Raw genomic sequence first — 14,984 nt, 5'->3', positions numbered from 1 at the left:
ATGAGCAGGGCATCTGTGGAGTTATCTGAAGCAGCGGCGCAATGTTTAGGGCTGAAAAAAAGATTTTTAAGGGCTAAACCATTGGCGAAAAGTGGCGATAACTCAGGCCCCGGCGGGGGCCGCCATCCGTTCGGCACCGCGGAAGTGCCGGGGCGATCGGCCCATCGCGGCGCGGAACATGGCGATGAAGGCGCTGTCGCTGTCGTAGCCGCTGGCTGCTGCCACATGGGCCACCGGCATGCCGCGCGCCAGCAGGGGCAGGGCATGGGCCAGGGTGGCCTGCTGGCGCCATTGCTGCCAGCTCAGGCCCAGTTCGCTGCGGAACAGGCGGGCGGCGGTGCGTTCGCTGGCGCCGGCCTCGGCCGCCCATTCGCCCAGGGTGGCGCGGCGGCCGGGTGCCCGCAGCACCGCTTCGCAGAGCACCCGCAGGCGTTTGTCGCCCGACACGGCATCGGGCAGGGGCACGCCCATGCGCATCTGTGGGGCGCGGGCGAGTTCCTTTTGCAGCAGGGGCGCGACCAGGCATTCGTGGGCGGCGCAATCGGCTTGCTGGTTGGACGAGAGGCCGGGGTGGCCGTCGGGCCGGGTGTCCAGCGAGCGCATCAGCGCCTGCAGCAGCGCGCCGAGTTCCAGCACCACGCATTGCGACCAGCAGGGGTCTTGCGAAGGCTGGCCGGCCTGCAGGTAGAGGGTGTGGATCTCGGCGTCTTCCACCGTGTCGACCGAATGCTCCATGCCGGCCGGCACCCAGGCCGCGCGCAGCGGCGGCACGATGATGGTGCCGCGCGCGGTGGTCAGCCGGATCACGCCCTGGCTGGAGAAGGTGAGCTGCGGCCAGGGATGGCGGTGCGGCATGACCAGGGTGTCGGCGCGCAGCAGGCGCTGCTTGGCGCGCACCGGGCGCTGCGGCGTGGGTTGGTAGAGGTGCGGTGTGACGGCGCCCACCTCGGCGGGGGACGCGGCTTGGCGCTTGCGGCGTGGCGGGCGCAGCGGGGGAAGCGTCAGAAGGGCGGAGCGGAGGTCGTTCGGCAGCATTGGCGGATTCTCGATGGAAATTGGCTTTGTGTCGGCATTCCGCCTGCAAGGGCCGGCCTACCATCGCCGCATGCCTGCTTCCAATTCCCTTTCGAAACCGCCGCGCGCACCCGGTCTGCGCGCCGACGCCACCCTGATCGGCCTCGTCGGCCTGGCCCATGGCATCAGCCATTTCAGCCAGCTGCTTCTGGCGCCCTTGTTCCCCTGGCTGAAGGACGCTTTCGGCGTCGGCTACCAGGAGCTGGGTTTCGTGCTGACGGTGTTCTTCGTGGTGTCCTGCGCGGTGCAGGCAATGTCGGGTTTCGTGGTGGACCGCTTCAGCCCGCGGCCGGTGCTGTATGCCGGGCTGGCGATGCTGGCGGGCGGTGCCTTTCTTTACGCCTCGGCGCAGAGCTACTGGATGCTGCTGGCCGGCGCGGTGGTGGGCGGCATCGGCAACGGGGTTTTCCATCCGGTGGACTACACCTTGTTCAACCGCCGGGTGGCGCCGACCCGGCTGGGCCATGCCTATAGCGTGCACGGCATCACCGGCAGCCTGGGCTGGGCGCTGGCGCCGGCCTTCGTGGTGCCGCTGGCGGTAGCCTTCTCCTGGCGGGTGGCGCTGCTGTCGGCGGGTGTGCTGGCCCTGGCGGTGCTGGCCGTGCTGGTGTGGCAGGGCGGGCATCTGGTGCTGACGCGCCAGGAGGTGCAGAAGGCCACGGGGCAGGGCGCGAACGCGCCCTCGGCCGCGGTCGCGGGCGGGCTGGATTTCCTGCGCATCCCGGCGGTGTGGATGTGCTTCGCCTTCTTTTTCTTCTATGCGGCCGCCACCAGCGCGGTGCAGGCCTTCGCGCCCGAGGCCGCACGACAGTTGCACGATGTGCCGGTGGCCATGGCGGCGGTCTGCCTGACGATCTACATGGTCTGCTCGGCCGGCGGCATGGTGCTGGGCGGTTTCATGGCGGCCGATCCGCAGCGCTGCGAACGCATCGTCGGCGCCGGTTTCGCGGTGGGGGCCTGCATGGCGCTGGCCATGGCCTATCTGCAGATGCCGGCGGTGATGGTGCCGGTGCTGTTCGGGCTGATGGGTTTCGCCACCGGCACTGCGGGGCCTTCGCGCGATCTGCTGGTCAAGCGCTCCACGCCGGAGAACGCCACCGGCCGGGTCTACGGCGTGGTGTATGCGGGGCTGGACATCGGCCAGGCGGTGGCGCCGCTGGTCTTCGGCCTGCTGATGGACCGGGGCCAGCTGCGCGGCGTGCTGGTGGGGCTGGCGGTGGTGCAGGGCGTGCTGATCGCCAGCGCCTTCAATGTGCGCCGGGCACGCCGCACGGCGCTGGTGGCGCGCCTGACCTGAGCCACCCGCCTCTTCAGGCGGCCGGCGCGATCAGCCAGTGCACGCTGAAGAGGCCGTCCGCATCGGTCCAGGCCGGGCCGGCGGTGAAGCCCGCCCGGGCGGCCAGCTCGCGCAGGCCGGCGATGGTGAACTTGTGCGAGTTCTCGGTGTGGATGCTCTCGCCCTCGGCCAGGAAGAAACGCTCGCCGCAGAACTGCACCGTCTGGTCGCAGCGGCTCACCAGGTGCATCTCGATGCGGCGCTGGGGCACGTTGTAGAAGGCGTGGTGGGCGAACTGGTCCAGGTCGAAGTCGGCGTCCAGCTCGCGGTTGGCGCGGGCCAGCAGGTTGAGGTTGAAGGCCGCCGTCACGCCCTCGCTGTCGTTGTAGGCGGCATGCAGGGTGGAGGGTTCCTTGACCAGGTCGGCACCCAACAGCAGCGCGCCGCCCTGCAGCACCCGGGCGGCGGTCTGCAGGAAACGCAGGGCCTCTGCCTCGGTGAAGTTGCCGATGGTCGAGCCGGGGAAGAAGCCGATGCGTTTGCCGGCGCCGGCCGCGGGCGCGGGCAGCAGCAGGCGCTGGGTGTAGTCGGCGGCCACGGGCTGGATGGCCAGCGAGGCGTATTCGCGCCGCAATTCGGCGGCGGCGGCGTTGAGGTGTTCGCCGGAGATGTCGATCGGCAGGTAGCCGGCCGGGTCCTCGAAGGCATCGAGCAGGATGCGGATCTTCTGCAGGGCGCCGGCGCCGAATTCCACGATCTCGGCGCGCGGGCCGGCCAGTTCGGCGATCTCGCGGGCATGGTGGCGCAGCAGCGCCATTTCGGTGCGGGTGGGGTAGTACTCGGGCAGTTCGCAGATCTGCTCGAAGAGCTGCGAGCCGGTGGAGTCGTAGAAGTACTTGGGGGAGACGCGGCGCGGCTGCTCGGCCAGGCCGGCGGCGAGGTCGCGGGCGAAGGGCGTGCACAGCGCTTCGGCGCATGCGGGGGTGGACTGCTTGTCCTGCACGTTGGCCATGTGGGGGGCGAGGTGGGGAGGCGTCATCTCTAGAGGTCCTTCGCGAGCCGCAGGCCCGAAAACTGCCAGCGCGCCGCCGGCGGGAAGAAATTGCGATAGCTCGGCCGCGCATGACCGGGCGGCGTGGCCTGGCTGCTGCCGCGCAGCACCACCTGGCCGACCATGAACTTGCCGTTGTATTCGGCGGCCACGCCGGGCAGGGGGCGAAAGCCGGGGTAAGGGTCGTAGGAGGAGCGGGTCCATTGCCAGACCTCGCCGGTCATGCCGCGGATGCCGGGCGCGTCGTAGGCGGCTTCCCATTCGGCTTCGGTCGGCAGGCGCGCGCCGGCCCATTCGGCATAGGCGGCGGCTTCGTAGAAGCTCAGCTGCGCGACGGCGGCACCCGGGTCCAGCGGCCGCAGGCCGTGGGGGCCGAAGACCTGCCAGCCGGGGCCGGTGTGGGCGGCGCCATGCTGCGGCTGCAGGGCCAGGCGGGCATCGTCGGACGCCAGCCAGTAGGCGGGGTGGCGCCAGCCGTTCGACTGCACGGCGGCCCAGCCGTCGGACAGCCACAGGCTGGCGGTGCGGTAGCCGCCGTCTTCGATGAAACGCAGATAGTCGGCGCAGCTCACCAGGCGGTCGGCGATCGCATAGGGCCGTAGCAGGACCTGGTGGCGCGGGGTTTCGTTGTCGAAAGCGAAGTCGTCGTCATGCTCGCCGCGGGCGTCCTGGGGCAGGTCGCGGCCCATGTCGACGATGCCGCCGGGCATCTCGATCCAGCCGGTGTGGCGGTCCTCGGCCAGGCGCAGCTGGGTGGGCGCGGGCGCCTGCCAGGCGGGCAGCAGCGGGTTGCAGGACAGCAGGTGCAGCACGTCGGTGGCGATCAGCTCCTGGTGCTGCTGCTCGTGGTTCAGGCCCAGCAGGAGGATGGGGCGCAGGGTCTCCCACGTGGTTTCGTCGGCCAGGGCGATGGCTTCGTCCAGGGCCGCGTCCACATGGGCGCGGTAGGCCATCACCTCGGCCAGCGAAGGGCGGGTGATCAGTCCGCGCATCGGGCGCGGATGGCGCGGGCCCAGGGCCTCGTAATAGGAGTTGAAGAGGTAGGCGAAGCTGGCGTCGAAGGGCTGGTAGGCCAGCGGGGAGCGCGGCAGCAGCACCGTCTCGAAGAACCAGGTGGTGTGCGCCAGATGCCACTTCACCGGACTCGCGTCCGGCATGGACTGCACGCACTGGTCTTCGGCCGACAGGCTGGAGGCCAGCCGCAGCGTGTGGGCGCGGACCTCGGCGAAACGCTGCTGCCAGAAGGCGCGTGCGGCGGATGCGCCGCGCTCGGGCCGTTCAGGCGAAGCGGTGGGTCGTGATGGTTCTTGCATGCGGTTCCCGGCAAACGAAATGCGGACGACCGGCAGGTTAGCCGGTCGTCCGTCGGCGGGTTCAGCGGCCCCGCGAAATCCTGTCGAATCGCAGGGCCACGGTGCTTACATGCCGTACTTGGTCTTGGCGTCGGCTACGCAGGTGTCCTTGGCGGCGCCGGACATGGCATCGCACTTTTCCTTGGCGACCTTGTAGTCGGCTTCGCGCTTGTCCTTGGAGGCATCCTTGCGCTCGTCGGCGACCTTGGCGGCCGAGGCGTCGCCGGCACGGGCGTCGGAGGCGGTCTTGGCGACCTTGGCATCGGCCTTGGCGGCGGTTTGCGCGGCCTTGGCTTCCTTCACGCAGACGTCCTTGGCATTGCCGGTCTGGTCGTCGCACTTTTCCTTGGCGGTGTCGTAGGCGGCGTCGGCCTTGGCGTCACGCACCTTCTTGTCGGCCTTGGCGCCGGGCTTGTACATCGCATCGGCTTCGGCCTTGGCGACCTTTTCCTTGCCCTTGGCTTCGGAGACGCAGATGTCCTTGGCGTTGTCCTTCATGGAGTCGCAGGCAGCCTTGTCGGTCTTGTAGGTGGCCGATGCCTGGTCGACGGCGGCCTTGTGCTCGTCCTTGCTGGTGGCGGCGGAGGCGCCGAAGCTGACGAAGGAGGCGGCGATGGCGATGGCGAGGAAGGTCTTTTTCATGATGATTTCTCCGGAAATTTGGATGCTGGTATGCGGGATGCGGATGCTCAGGACTTCTCGAAGAAGAAGGTCGGGTTGCTGCGGTGCCAGTGTTCGACCTGGCGCTCGGCTTCCTCGTGCTCGATGGCGTGGCGCTCCTTGATCTTGCCGATCAGCTGGTCGCGCTTGCCCTGGATCACGTCCAGGTCGTCGTCGGTGAGCTTGCCCCACTGTTCCTTGACCTTGCCCTTGAACTGCAGCCAGTTGGCTTCGGTGCGTTCGCTTGTCATGGCAATCTCCTTCTTCGTTCCGGTTTGCTTGTTATGTGAATTCCGACAGTTGCCGGTCGGTGAGGCACTGTAGGCGCCAGGGGCATCCGGACCTGATAGGAGACCCGCGCCAGCGGGCGTAGGCACATGCCTACGGCTGTTCGATGGAACTGACGGCAGGCTTGCACGGGGCCACGGCAGGACTAATGACTTGTCCCAATGGCTGGTCACGGTTAGCGCTCCTAGGATCGGCCACCTACCATCCTCTAAGCCCGCATGGACGATGTGATCCTTCAGACGCACCGGCTGACCAAGACCTTCCGCGGCTTCACGGCGGTGCAGGGCGTGGACCTTTCAGTGCGCCGCGGCAGCATCCATGCGCTGATCGGGCCGAACGGCGCCGGCAAGACCACCTGCTTCAACCTGCTGACCAAGTTCCTGGCGCCCAGCGCCGGCAGGATCGAGTTCAAGGGCGAGGACATCACCGGGCTGCGGCCGGCGCAGATCGCGCGGCTGGGCATCATCCGGTCCTTCCAGATCTCGGCGGTGTTCCCGCACCTCACGCCGCTGGAGAACGTGCGCCTGGGCCTGCAGCGGGCGCTCGGCACGTCCATGCATTTCTGGCGCAGCGAAACCAGCCTGCGCCAGCTCGACGGCCGGGCCCGCGAGCTGCTCGACGAGGTCGGCCTGGCCGAGCTGGCCGATGCCGAGACGGCCTCGCTGCCCTATGGCCGCAAGCGCGCCCTGGAGATCGCCACCACCCTGGCGATGGAGCCCGAGCTGATGCTGCTGGACGAACCCACCCAGGGCATGGGCCGCGAGGACGTGGACCGGGTCACGGCGCTGATCAAGAAGGTGTCGGCCGGCCGCACGGTGCTGATGGTGGAGCACAACATGAAGGTGGTCTCCACCATCGCCGACCGCATCACCGTGCTGCAGCGCGGCGCCGTGCTGGCCGAGGGCAGCTATGCCGAGGTGTCGACCAACCCCCAGGTGATGGAGGCCTACATGGGCACCACCGACACCGCCCTGCAGGCCGAGGGCCACTGAGCATGCTCGTGAGTGCCAACGAAACCCCTTCCAGCACGGCGCCCGCGCTCGAGATCAACGAGCTGCAGGCCTGGTACGGCGAATCGCATGTGCTGCACGGCGTGGACATGCTGGTGCAGCCCGGTGAGGTGGTGACCCTGCTGGGCCGCAACGGCGCCGGCCGCACCACCACGCTGCGCTCCATTATGGGCCTGGCCGGGCGGCGCACCGGCTCGATCAAGGTCTACGGGCAGGAGACGGTGGGTTTGCCCACGCACCGCATCGCCCATTGCGGCATCGGCTACTGCCCGGAGGAGCGCGGCATCTTCGCCAGCCTCACCTGCGAGGAGAACCTGCTGCTGCCGCCGCGCCTGAAGGGCGTTCCGCCCGGCGCGGGCATGCCGATCGACGAGATCTACGCCATGTTCCCCAACCTGGCCGAGCGCCGGCACAGCCCGGGCACCCGCCTGTCGGGCGGCGAGCAGCAGATGCTGGCTGTGGCGCGCATCCTGCGCACCGGGGCGCGGCTGCTGCTGCTCGACGAGATTTCGGAAGGCCTGGCGCCGGTCATCGTGCAGGCCCTGGCCCGCATGATCACCACGCTGCGCGGCAGGGGCTACACCATCGTGATGGTGGAGCAGAACTTCCGCTTCGCCGCGCCCCTGGCCGACCGTTTCTACGTGATGGAGCATGGCCGCATCGCCATGCAGTTCGTCGCCTCGCAGCTGGAGGCGCGCATGCCCGCGCTGGATGCCTTGCTCAACGTCTGATCGATCACCAAGAAGGAGACATGCCATGCAACACAAAGTCCGAAAACTGGTTCTCGCCCTGGCCGCCTGCGGCCTCGCCGCCACCGCCGCGCAGGCGCAGGAGAAGGTGAAGATCGGCTTCGTCACCGACCTGTCGAGCCTGTATGCCGACCTCGAGGGCAAGAACGGCATCACCGCGATCCAGATGGCCATCGAGGACTTCGGCGGCAAGGTGCTGGGCCAGCCGATCGAGCTGCTCACCGCCGACCACCAGAACAAGGCCGACATCGCCGCATCGAAGGCGCGCGAATGGATCGACACGCAGGGCGTGACCATGATCTTCGGTGGCACCAACTCGGGCACCGCCCTGGCCACGGCCAAGGTGGCGGCCGAGAAGAAGCGGGTGTACTTCAACAACGGCGCCGGCACCTCGGCCCTGACCAACGAGCAGTGCAGCCCCTACACCATCCACTACGCCTACGACACGGTGGCGCTGGCCAAGGGCACCGGCTCGGCGGTGGTGGAGCGCGGCGGCAAGAGCTGGTTCTTCCTGACGGCCGACTACGCCTTCGGCCATGCGCTGGAGGCCGACACCACCACGGTGGTCAAGGCCAAGGGCGGCACGGTGGTGGGCGCGGTGCGCCATCCGCTCAATGCCTCGGATTTCTCCTCCTTCCTGCTGCAGGCGCAGAACTCCAAGGCGCAGATCCTGGGCCTGGCCAACGCGGGCGGCGACACGATCAACTCGATCAAGGCGGCGCGCGAGTTCGGCATCAACAAGACCATGAAGACCGCCGGCCTGCTGGTGTTCCTCACCGACATCCACAGCCTGGGCCTGAAGAACACCGAAGGCCTGCTGCACACCACCAGCTGGTACTGGGACCGCAACGACGCCAGCCGCCAGTTCGGCCAGCGTTTCTTCGAGAAGACCAAACGCATGCCGACCGATGTGCAGGCGGCCGACTACTCCGCCGTCACCACCTACCTGAAGGCGGTGCAGGCGGCCAAGACCACCGATTCGGACAAGGTCATGGCCCAGCTCAAGAGCATGAAGATCGACGACTTCTACGGCAAGGGCTACATCCGCCAGGACGGCAGCTTCATCCACGACATGTACCTGGTGGAAGCCAAGTCGCCGGCCGAATCGAAGAAGCCCTGGGACTACCTGAAGGTGATCGCCACGCTGCCGGGAGAGCAGGTCTTCACGACCAAGGCTGAAACGAAATGCGAACTCTGGAAATAAGGACCACCCCCAGGCTGCGCACTTCGTGTCTTCGCCAACCCCCTCACGGGGGCAACACCTGCCAACCGGCAAAGCCGGTCGGCGGTGTTCCATGAGATAGCTTCTTTCTGATCGGACGGCCCTGCCCATGACGGTTTCCCTGCCTGGATTGCTCAGCCAACTGCTGTTGGGGCTGGTCAACGGCTCTTTCTACGCGATGCTGAGCCTGGGCCTGGCGGTCATCTTCGGCCTGCTGGGGGTGATCAACTTCGCCCATGGCGCGCTGTTCATGATGGGGGCGCTCTTCGCCTGGATGGGCGCCACCTACTGGAACATCGACTACTGGGTGATGCTGATCGTGGCGCCGCTGCTGGTGGGCCTGTTCGGCATCGTGCTGGAGCGGCTGCTGCTGCGCCATATCTACCGGCTCGATCCGCTGTACGGGCTCTTGCTCACGCTCGGCCTCACGCTGCTGATCGAAGGCGTGTTCCGCTCGATCTACGGCGTCTCGGGCCTGGGCTACGACCCGCCGGAGCTGCTCGACGGCGCCACCAACGTCGGCTTCATGATGCTGCCCAACTACCGGGCCTGGGTGGTGCTGATCTCGCTGACCATCTGCCTGGCGACCTGGTTCCTGATCGAGAAAACCCGCCTGGGCGCCTACCTGCGCGCCGGCACCGAGAACCCGCGGCTGGTGGAGGCCTTCGGCGTGAACGTGCCGCTGATGGTGATGCTGACCTACGGCTTCGGCGTGGCGCTGGCGGCCTTCGCCGGGGTGCTGGCGGCGCCGGTGATCCAGGTGACGCCGCTGATGGGGCAGAACCTGATCATCGTGGTGTTCGCGGTGGTGGTGATCGGCGGCATGGGCTCGATCATGGGTTCCATCCTTACCGGGCTGGGGCTGGGTGTGATCGAAGGGCTGACCAAGGTGTTCTATCCCGAGGCCTCGTCCACCGTGGTGTTCCTGATCATGGCCCTGGTGCTGCTGGTGCGGCCGGCCGGCCTGTTCGGAAAGGAAGCCTGAAACACCATGAAGAAACTCGCACCGCTTTGCTGGGCCCTGCTGCTGATCGCCATGCTGGCCGCGCCCTTCGCCGGCGCCTATCCGGTGTTCGTGATGAAGCTGATGTGCTTCGCGCTCTTCGCCGTGGCCTTCAACCTGCTGCTGGGCTACACCGGCCTGCTGTCCTTCGGCCATGCGGCCTTCTTCGGGGGATCGGCCTATGTGGCGGGTCATGCGATCAAGGCCTGGCATTTCACGCCCGAGCTGGCCCTGCTGCTGGGCACGGCGGTGGGCGCGCTGCTGGGGCTGTTGTTCGGGCTGCTGGCGATCCGGCGCCAGGGCATCTACTTCGCGATGATCACGCTGGCGCTGGCGCAGATGGTGTATTTCGCCGCGCTGCAGGCGCCGTTCACCGGCGGCGAGGACGGGCTGCAGGGCGTGCCGCGCGGCAAGCTCTTCGGCCTGCTGGACCTGGGCGACGACCGCACCATGTACTACGTGGCGCTGGCGGTGGTGGTGCTGGCCTTTCTGCTGATCGTGCGCACGGTGCATTCGCCGTTCGGGCAGGTGCTGCGCGGCATCAAGGAGAACGAGCCGCGGGCCATCTCGCTGGGCTACGACACGCACCGCTTCAAGCTGCTGGCCTTCGTGCTGTCGGCCGCGCTGGCCGGGCTGGCGGGGGCGTTGAAGACGCTGGTGCTGGGTTTCGCCACGCTGTCGGATGTGCACTGGACGGCTTCCGGTGCGGTGATCCTGATGACGCTGGTGGGCGGCATGGGCACCCTGTCCGGACCGCTCGTCGGTGCCTGCGTGGTGGTGCTGCTGGAGAACAAGCTCGGGGAGATCGGCAACGGGCTGGCATCGCTCACCGGGGTCGGCTGGTTCGGCACGCTGGGTGAGTCGGTGACCATGGTGACCGGGCTGATCTTCGTGGTCTGCGTGCTGGCGTTCCGGCGCGGGGTGATGGGGGAAGTGCAGGCTTTGGCCTTGCGGGGGAGGCGGTGAGTTTGGTATTTCTGGTCCGCTGCTTGTTGGTCCCTTGATTCACTTCTTCTACTCCTACCGAGGGTGGAGGTGGGGCTGGCGTCGCCCCACACCCCCGGTAACTTTCTTTCCATTGAAAGAAAGTCACCAAAGAAAAATTAAAAAGCGGGATCGGGGACGGGCTTTCGCCCGGGTCGGGTCATTGTTTCGCTGCGCTTCACTCGGCTCTCGGCATGGCGTAGTGAGCTCAGCAACCGGAACGAATGCTCGAGGTTCGGGCCGCCCGCTCGCCAAAAGCTTCACGCACTGACGCGCTTGGTGAACGCTTGTTTTGGTGCACTGGCGGTTTCCAGCGGATTGGACGCGGCGCTTGATCAAACTTGTCGGTCGGCTGAGCGTGAAGCTTTTGGCGAACGAGCGTCCCGATCCTCGAGCATCAGCAATCGTTGCTGAGCCCAATTCGCCATGCGGAGAGCCGAGTGAAGCGCAGCGAAACAAAGGCCCGACCCGGGCGAAAGCCCGTCCCCGATCCCGCTTTTTAATTTTTCTTTGGTGACTTTCTTTCAATGGAAAGAAAGTTACCGGGGGTGTGGGGCGACGCCAGCCCCACCTCCACCCTCAGTAGGAGTAGAAGAAGTAGAAAAGGCCAACCGCCCTACATCCTCAACGGCGCTTGATATCCGGTGAGTTCCAGATAACCACGGCCCACAGCTTTGCCCTGGGCATCGCGCAACTCCGAAATCCCTTCCCAGTACACCGCCCCGGTGGAGGCGCGGCTGTCGAGTTCCTGGTCGTCCAGCAGGGCATGCAGGCTGAAGCGGCCGACGGGGGTGTCGAGCCGCCATTCGACGGGGTAGCGCACACCGGTGCGTGGGCTGGTCCAGTGGCGCAGCGCTTCGAAGCGGATGCCCTCCGGCGCCAAGTTCTGCACAGGCGCCTGGGCTGAAGCCCGCCAGGAGCCGCCGGCCCAGAGCGCGCCGCCATCCGCGCGGCGCAGGCGGAACAGGGTGAGGGCCGCACCGTCGAAACCGTTGATGCCGGTCCAGTCCCAGCCGACCGCGCCGGGCGGCATGATCTCGGCGCTCCATTCGTGGTCGAGCCAGGCGGCGTTGTCGGCGGGGCCTGCCGCGTCGAGGGCAAATCGCTGGCGATCCACCTGCAGCTGGCCGCGCACCTGCAGCTGCGGCAGGCTGTAGTAGTGGCTGTTCTGTTCGGGCAGCGGCCCTTTCTGGGAGATGCCGCCCGCGCCTTGCAGCAGCACGGGCTGGGTCGCGGACAGGTCGAGATCGAAGGCGAAATGTTCGGAGACGGCGCGTGCGTGCAGTTGAGCGCCCTGGCGGCGCAGCGTCCAGGCGCTGTCGCCGGTGCCTATACGCAGATCGGTATCGGCCAGGGAGGCGAAACCCTGGCCGAAGCCGTCCTGCGCCTGCGGCAGGCCGGACCAGCGGGCCATGCGCTGGTCGTGCAGCAGCCTGGCGCCGCCGATGTCGGTGATCGCCGCATGGGCGAACAGCAATTGCCGCGCCGCCAGCCGCGATTCCAGCGACTGCGCACCCGGCACCCGGCTCTTGAAGAAGGTGATCTGGAAGCCGAAGCGGCGCGCGCCCTGCACGGCGTGGCCGGTGATGTACCACCACTCGGTGCGGCTTTCGAGATGGGCGCCGAAGTCGCGCGGAAAGACCAGGCCGGCCGGCGCGGCGAACACACGCAGCGGCGGCAGGCCGAGCGCGAGCGCGGCGGCGGCCAGCCATTGGCGGCGCGTGTTCACCAGTCCTCCTTCACCGCCAGCACCGCATCGCGGCTGGCCGCCGCCGAGCCCGCCAGGCGCGCGGCGACGGTGCCGGCGGCCACCACGGCCAGGGCCAGCAGGCCCAGGCGCCAGGCGGGGATGCGCAGGTCCATGGTCCAGTGAAAACTCTGCGGATTGACCACATGCACCAGCACCGCCGCCACAGCCAGGCCCAGCGCCACGCCGGCCACCGCGCCGATGGCCGTCCAGGCGGCGCCTTCCACGGCGACCACCGCCAGGATCTGCCGGCGTGTCAGCCCCAGGTGGGCGAGCAGGCCGAACTCCTTGCGCCGGGCCAGCACCTGCGCGCCGAAGCTGGCCGCCACGCCGGCCAGGCCGATGCCCACGGCCACGGCCTGCAGCCAGTAGGTGACGGCGAAACTGCGGTCGAAGATGCGCAGGGCGGTGCCGCGCAGTTCGGCGCTGGAGGCGATCTCGGGCTCCGCGCCGCCGGAGCGCTGGCGCACCAGCGCGGCGAGCGCGGGCCGTACGGCGGCGATGTCGGCGCCGGGTGCCAGCCACAAGGCCAGTTCGTTGGCCCGGTCGTCGCCGGACAGGCGCCGGTAGGCATCGCGGTCGATGGCGATGGCGCCGAACTGGCGGGCGTAGTCGCGCCACACGCCGGCCACGAAGAAGCGGCCGGGCGGTGTTTCGGGGAAGGCCCGGTCCAGCGCCGGGAACAAGGTGCCGGGGTGGGCGCCGTAGAGCTGCTCCATCGCTTCGCTGACGTAGATGGCGATCTGCCCGGGCGGAGGCGCCAGCGGCGTATCGCGCAGCGGCAGCACCTGGGCGGCGCCTCCGGGCGTGCTGTCGATGGGGCGGGCCACCAGCAGCACCGCCGGCCGCGCCGGATCGAGCTGCAGGCGCTGCAGCCGGGCGGCCTGCACCCGGGCGATGCCGGGCAGGGCGCTGGCGGCGCCGGCCAGACCGGCATCGAACGCGGCGGCGTCCGAAGCGTTGCCGGGTGCGGCCAGGCGCAGGACCAGGTCGGCGGGCAGCACGCTGTCCAGCCACTGGGCGACCGAGCCGCGGAAACTCGCCACCATCACCGTGAGCGCCACCGCCAGCGCCAGCGAGGCCACCACGCCGCCGACGGCCACCGCCGCCGTGCCGCGCATGCGGCGGGCACGCTCCACGCCGAGCAGGGCCAGGACCTGGTTCTGCGCCAGCGGCTCCAGCCGGTCCAGCAGCAGGCCGACCAGCCAGGGCAGGGCGGCGATGCCGCCGACCAGGATCAGCGCCACCGAGGCATAGGCGGCCAGCGGTATCCCGGCGATCGGCGGCGCCAGCGCCAGCAGGCCGCCGCCGATGAGCAGCAGCAGCGCGATGGCCGGACGGGGCGGTGCGTCGGCCCCGGCGCCCAGTCCCTTGAGGGTGTGCACCGGCGGCAGGCGGTCGGCGGTACGGGCCGGCCACCAGGCGCCGACCAGCGAGGCGGCGATGCCGAGCAGGCCGTAGACCAGGGCGGCGGCCGGCTCCAGCTGCAGGCGCGGCGTGCCGCCGCCGAAATAACCGCCGCCCAGGTCGCCGCCCAGCAGCCGCAGCGCCAGCGCGGCCAGCGTGCCGCCCAGCAGCAGGCCCAGGCCGCTTCCGATGGCGCCCAGCAGGCCGGCCTCGGCCAGCACCAGGGCGCGCCGGCCGCGCGGCGTCAGGCCCAGCACGCCGAGCAGGGCGAACTGCGGCGCCCGTTTGGCGACCGACAGCGCGGTCATCGAAAAGACCAGATAGGCGCCGGTGAACAGCGCGATCAACGCCAACACCGCGAGGTTGACGCGGTAGGCGCGCGACAGGTTGCCGATGCGGCTGCTGCTGTCTTCCGGCGCCGCCACGGCTGCACCGGCGGCGTCGGGCAAGGCCTGCAGGGCCTTGGCTGTCGTGGCCGCATCGGCGCCGGGCGACAGCCGCAGCTCGATGCGCGAGAGCTGTCCGCCCAGCCCCAGCACGGCCTGGGCGGCGGCGATGTCCATCACGGCCAGCGGCGCGCCGCCGGCGGCCACGGTGCCGGCCAGCCGCAGTTCGTGGCGCGATAGTCCGGCCTGCAGCCGCAGCGCCGCGCCAGCGCGGGCCTGGCCGTCCAATCCCAGGGCCCGCAGCGCGGCGGCGTTGAGGAAGACCGCATCGCCCGCGAACAGGTCCAGCCGGTCGGCGCCGGGCAGGGTCTGCGGCAGCAGGGCGGGTGCGGTACGGGCCACCGACAGCGCATCGGTGCCGAGCAGGCGCAGGGCGATGGGCCGCCGCGCATCGGCGGCCTGCGCGTTCACCGTGGCTTCCAGCACCGGCACCGCGACGGCCACGCCGGGCAGGGCGGAGATGCGCGCCAGGCCCTGGTCGGAAAAGGTCTCGCGCACCGCGCGCAGTTCCAGGTCGGGCCGGCCGTCGAGCGAACGGGCGGCCTGGGCGAATTCGTCCAGCGCCGAAGCGTTGACCAGGTGCACCGCGAAGGCCAGGGCCACGCCCAGCATCACGGCCATCACGGCGACCAGCTGGCGCGCCGGATGGCGGCGGATCTCCTGCCAGGAGAAGACCATGAACAGCTCGCGTGCGCCGGCCTGCATGGCGATCCGG

Annotated in this window: 13 protein-coding genes; 6 read left to right on the top strand and 7 right to left on the bottom strand. The window is 69.1% G+C overall.

The genetic code is table 11. The features are described from left to right. Nucleotides 1-102 precede the first annotated feature (102 nt). Nucleotides 103-1,035, bottom strand: coding sequence for an AraC family transcriptional regulator (locus GT347_RS04685; RefSeq protein ID WP_160550855.1), 933 nt, complete (start codon nucleotides 1,033-1,035; stop codon nucleotides 103-105). Nucleotides 1,036-1,105: 70 nt separating this feature from the next. On the opposite strand from GT347_RS04685, the gene GT347_RS04680 reads away from it, so the two are divergent. Then, nucleotides 1,106-2,371, top strand: a complete 1,266-nt coding sequence (locus GT347_RS04680) for an MFS transporter (protein ID WP_160550854.1) — start codon at nucleotides 1,106-1,108, stop codon at nucleotides 2,369-2,371. Nucleotides 2,372-2,384: 13 nt separating this feature from the next. On the opposite strand, the gene egtD is transcribed toward GT347_RS04680, so the two are convergent. The 4 genes from egtD to GT347_RS04660 all read right to left on the bottom strand — a co-directional run bounded on the left by egtD (nucleotide 2,385) and on the right by GT347_RS04660 (nucleotide 5,664). Continuing rightward, nucleotides 2,385-3,362, bottom strand: coding sequence for an L-histidine N(alpha)-methyltransferase (egtD, locus tag GT347_RS04675; protein ID WP_195812421.1), 978 nt, complete (start codon nucleotides 3,360-3,362; stop codon nucleotides 2,385-2,387). A 29-nt stretch (nucleotides 3,363-3,391) separates the two neighbouring features. Next, complete coding sequence (gene egtB, locus GT347_RS04670; RefSeq protein ID WP_160550852.1) at nucleotides 3,392-4,714, bottom strand: ergothioneine biosynthesis protein EgtB; 1,323 nt, start codon at nucleotides 4,712-4,714, stop codon at nucleotides 3,392-3,394. A 105-nt stretch (nucleotides 4,715-4,819) separates the two neighbouring features. Further along, a complete protein-coding gene (locus tag GT347_RS04665; protein WP_160550851.1) occupies nucleotides 4,820-5,395 on the bottom strand; it encodes a hypothetical protein in 576 nt (191 codons plus the stop codon). 47 nt (nucleotides 5,396-5,442) lie between these two features. Next, entirely contained in the window at nucleotides 5,443-5,664 is a 222-nt protein-coding gene (locus GT347_RS04660) for a CsbD family protein (protein WP_160550850.1), read from the bottom strand. A gap of 255 nt (nucleotides 5,665-5,919) precedes the next feature. Here GT347_RS04660 and GT347_RS04655 point away from each other — a divergent pair, with 255 nt between their 5' ends. The 5 genes from GT347_RS04655 (at nucleotide 5,920) to GT347_RS04635 (ending at nucleotide 10,651) form a co-directional block, all read left to right on the top strand. Then, complete coding sequence (locus GT347_RS04655; RefSeq protein WP_160550849.1) at nucleotides 5,920-6,693, top strand: ABC transporter ATP-binding protein; 774 nt, start codon at nucleotides 5,920-5,922, stop codon at nucleotides 6,691-6,693. Between the two features lie 8 nt (nucleotides 6,694-6,701). After that, a complete protein-coding gene (locus GT347_RS04650; protein WP_407704136.1) occupies nucleotides 6,702-7,442 on the top strand; it encodes an ABC transporter ATP-binding protein in 741 nt (246 codons plus the stop codon). A gap of 25 nt (nucleotides 7,443-7,467) precedes the next feature. Beyond that, entirely contained in the window at nucleotides 7,468-8,664 is a 1,197-nt protein-coding gene (locus GT347_RS04645) for an ABC transporter substrate-binding protein (protein WP_160550847.1), read from the top strand. Between the two features lie 127 nt (nucleotides 8,665-8,791). Next, complete coding sequence (locus tag GT347_RS04640; RefSeq protein WP_160550846.1) at nucleotides 8,792-9,667, top strand: branched-chain amino acid ABC transporter permease; 876 nt, start codon at nucleotides 8,792-8,794, stop codon at nucleotides 9,665-9,667. Nucleotides 9,668-9,673: 6 nt separating this feature from the next. Next, a complete protein-coding gene (locus GT347_RS04635; protein WP_160550845.1) occupies nucleotides 9,674-10,651 on the top strand; it encodes a branched-chain amino acid ABC transporter permease in 978 nt (325 codons plus the stop codon). A gap of 634 nt (nucleotides 10,652-11,285) precedes the next feature. Here the strand turns inward: GT347_RS04635 and GT347_RS04630 are convergent. Together GT347_RS04630 and GT347_RS04625 are read right to left on the bottom strand one after the other, a co-directional pair. Further along, the gene (locus GT347_RS04630; RefSeq protein ID WP_229722689.1) at nucleotides 11,286-12,398 is read right to left on the bottom strand and encodes a lipocalin-like domain-containing protein; all 1,113 of its coding nucleotides are present in this window, start codon (nucleotides 12,396-12,398) and stop codon (nucleotides 11,286-11,288) included. Further along, complete coding sequence (locus GT347_RS04625) at nucleotides 12,395-14,974, bottom strand: ABC transporter permease (protein ID WP_160550844.1); 2,580 nt, start codon at nucleotides 14,972-14,974, stop codon at nucleotides 12,395-12,397. Before GT347_RS04625 ends, GT347_RS04630 begins: the two co-directional genes overlap by 4 nt. Nucleotides 14,975-14,984: the final 10 nt, after the last annotated feature.

The sequence above is a fragment of the Xylophilus rhododendri genome (assembly GCF_009906855.1).
Classification (GTDB): domain Bacteria; phylum Pseudomonadota; class Gammaproteobacteria; order Burkholderiales; family Burkholderiaceae_C; genus Xylophilus; species Xylophilus rhododendri.
Note: the sequence above shows the minus strand (reverse complement) of the source record. Positions and strands in the feature narration are given on the sequence as shown.

Excerpts from the sequence above, each read along its gene's own strand:
- GT347_RS04685 (WP_160550855.1), bottom strand. The coding sequence starts at position 1,035 with ATGCTGCCGAACGACCTCCGCTCCGCCCTTCTGACGCTTCCCCCGCTG.
- GT347_RS04680 (WP_160550854.1), top strand. The coding sequence starts at position 1,106 with ATGCCTGCTTCCAATTCCCTTTCGAAACCGCCGCGCGCACCCGGTCTG.
- egtD (WP_195812421.1), bottom strand. The coding sequence starts at position 3,362 with ATGGCCAACGTGCAGGACAAGCAGTCCACCCCCGCATGCGCCGAAGCG.
- egtB (WP_160550852.1), bottom strand. The coding sequence starts at position 4,714 with ATGCAAGAACCATCACGACCCACCGCTTCGCCTGAACGGCCCGAGCGC.
- GT347_RS04665 (WP_160550851.1), bottom strand. The coding sequence starts at position 5,395 with ATGAAAAAGACCTTCCTCGCCATCGCCATCGCCGCCTCCTTCGTCAGC.
- GT347_RS04660 (WP_160550850.1), bottom strand. The coding sequence starts at position 5,664 with ATGACAAGCGAACGCACCGAAGCCAACTGGCTGCAGTTCAAGGGCAAG.
- GT347_RS04655 (WP_160550849.1), top strand. The coding sequence starts at position 5,920 with ATGGACGATGTGATCCTTCAGACGCACCGGCTGACCAAGACCTTCCGC.
- GT347_RS04645 (WP_160550847.1), top strand. The coding sequence starts at position 7,468 with ATGCAACACAAAGTCCGAAAACTGGTTCTCGCCCTGGCCGCCTGCGGC.
- GT347_RS04640 (WP_160550846.1), top strand. The coding sequence starts at position 8,792 with ATGACGGTTTCCCTGCCTGGATTGCTCAGCCAACTGCTGTTGGGGCTG.
- GT347_RS04635 (WP_160550845.1), top strand. The coding sequence starts at position 9,674 with ATGAAGAAACTCGCACCGCTTTGCTGGGCCCTGCTGCTGATCGCCATG.
- GT347_RS04625 (WP_160550844.1), bottom strand. The coding sequence starts at position 14,974 with ATGCAGGCCGGCGCACGCGAGCTGTTCATGGTCTTCTCCTGGCAGGAG.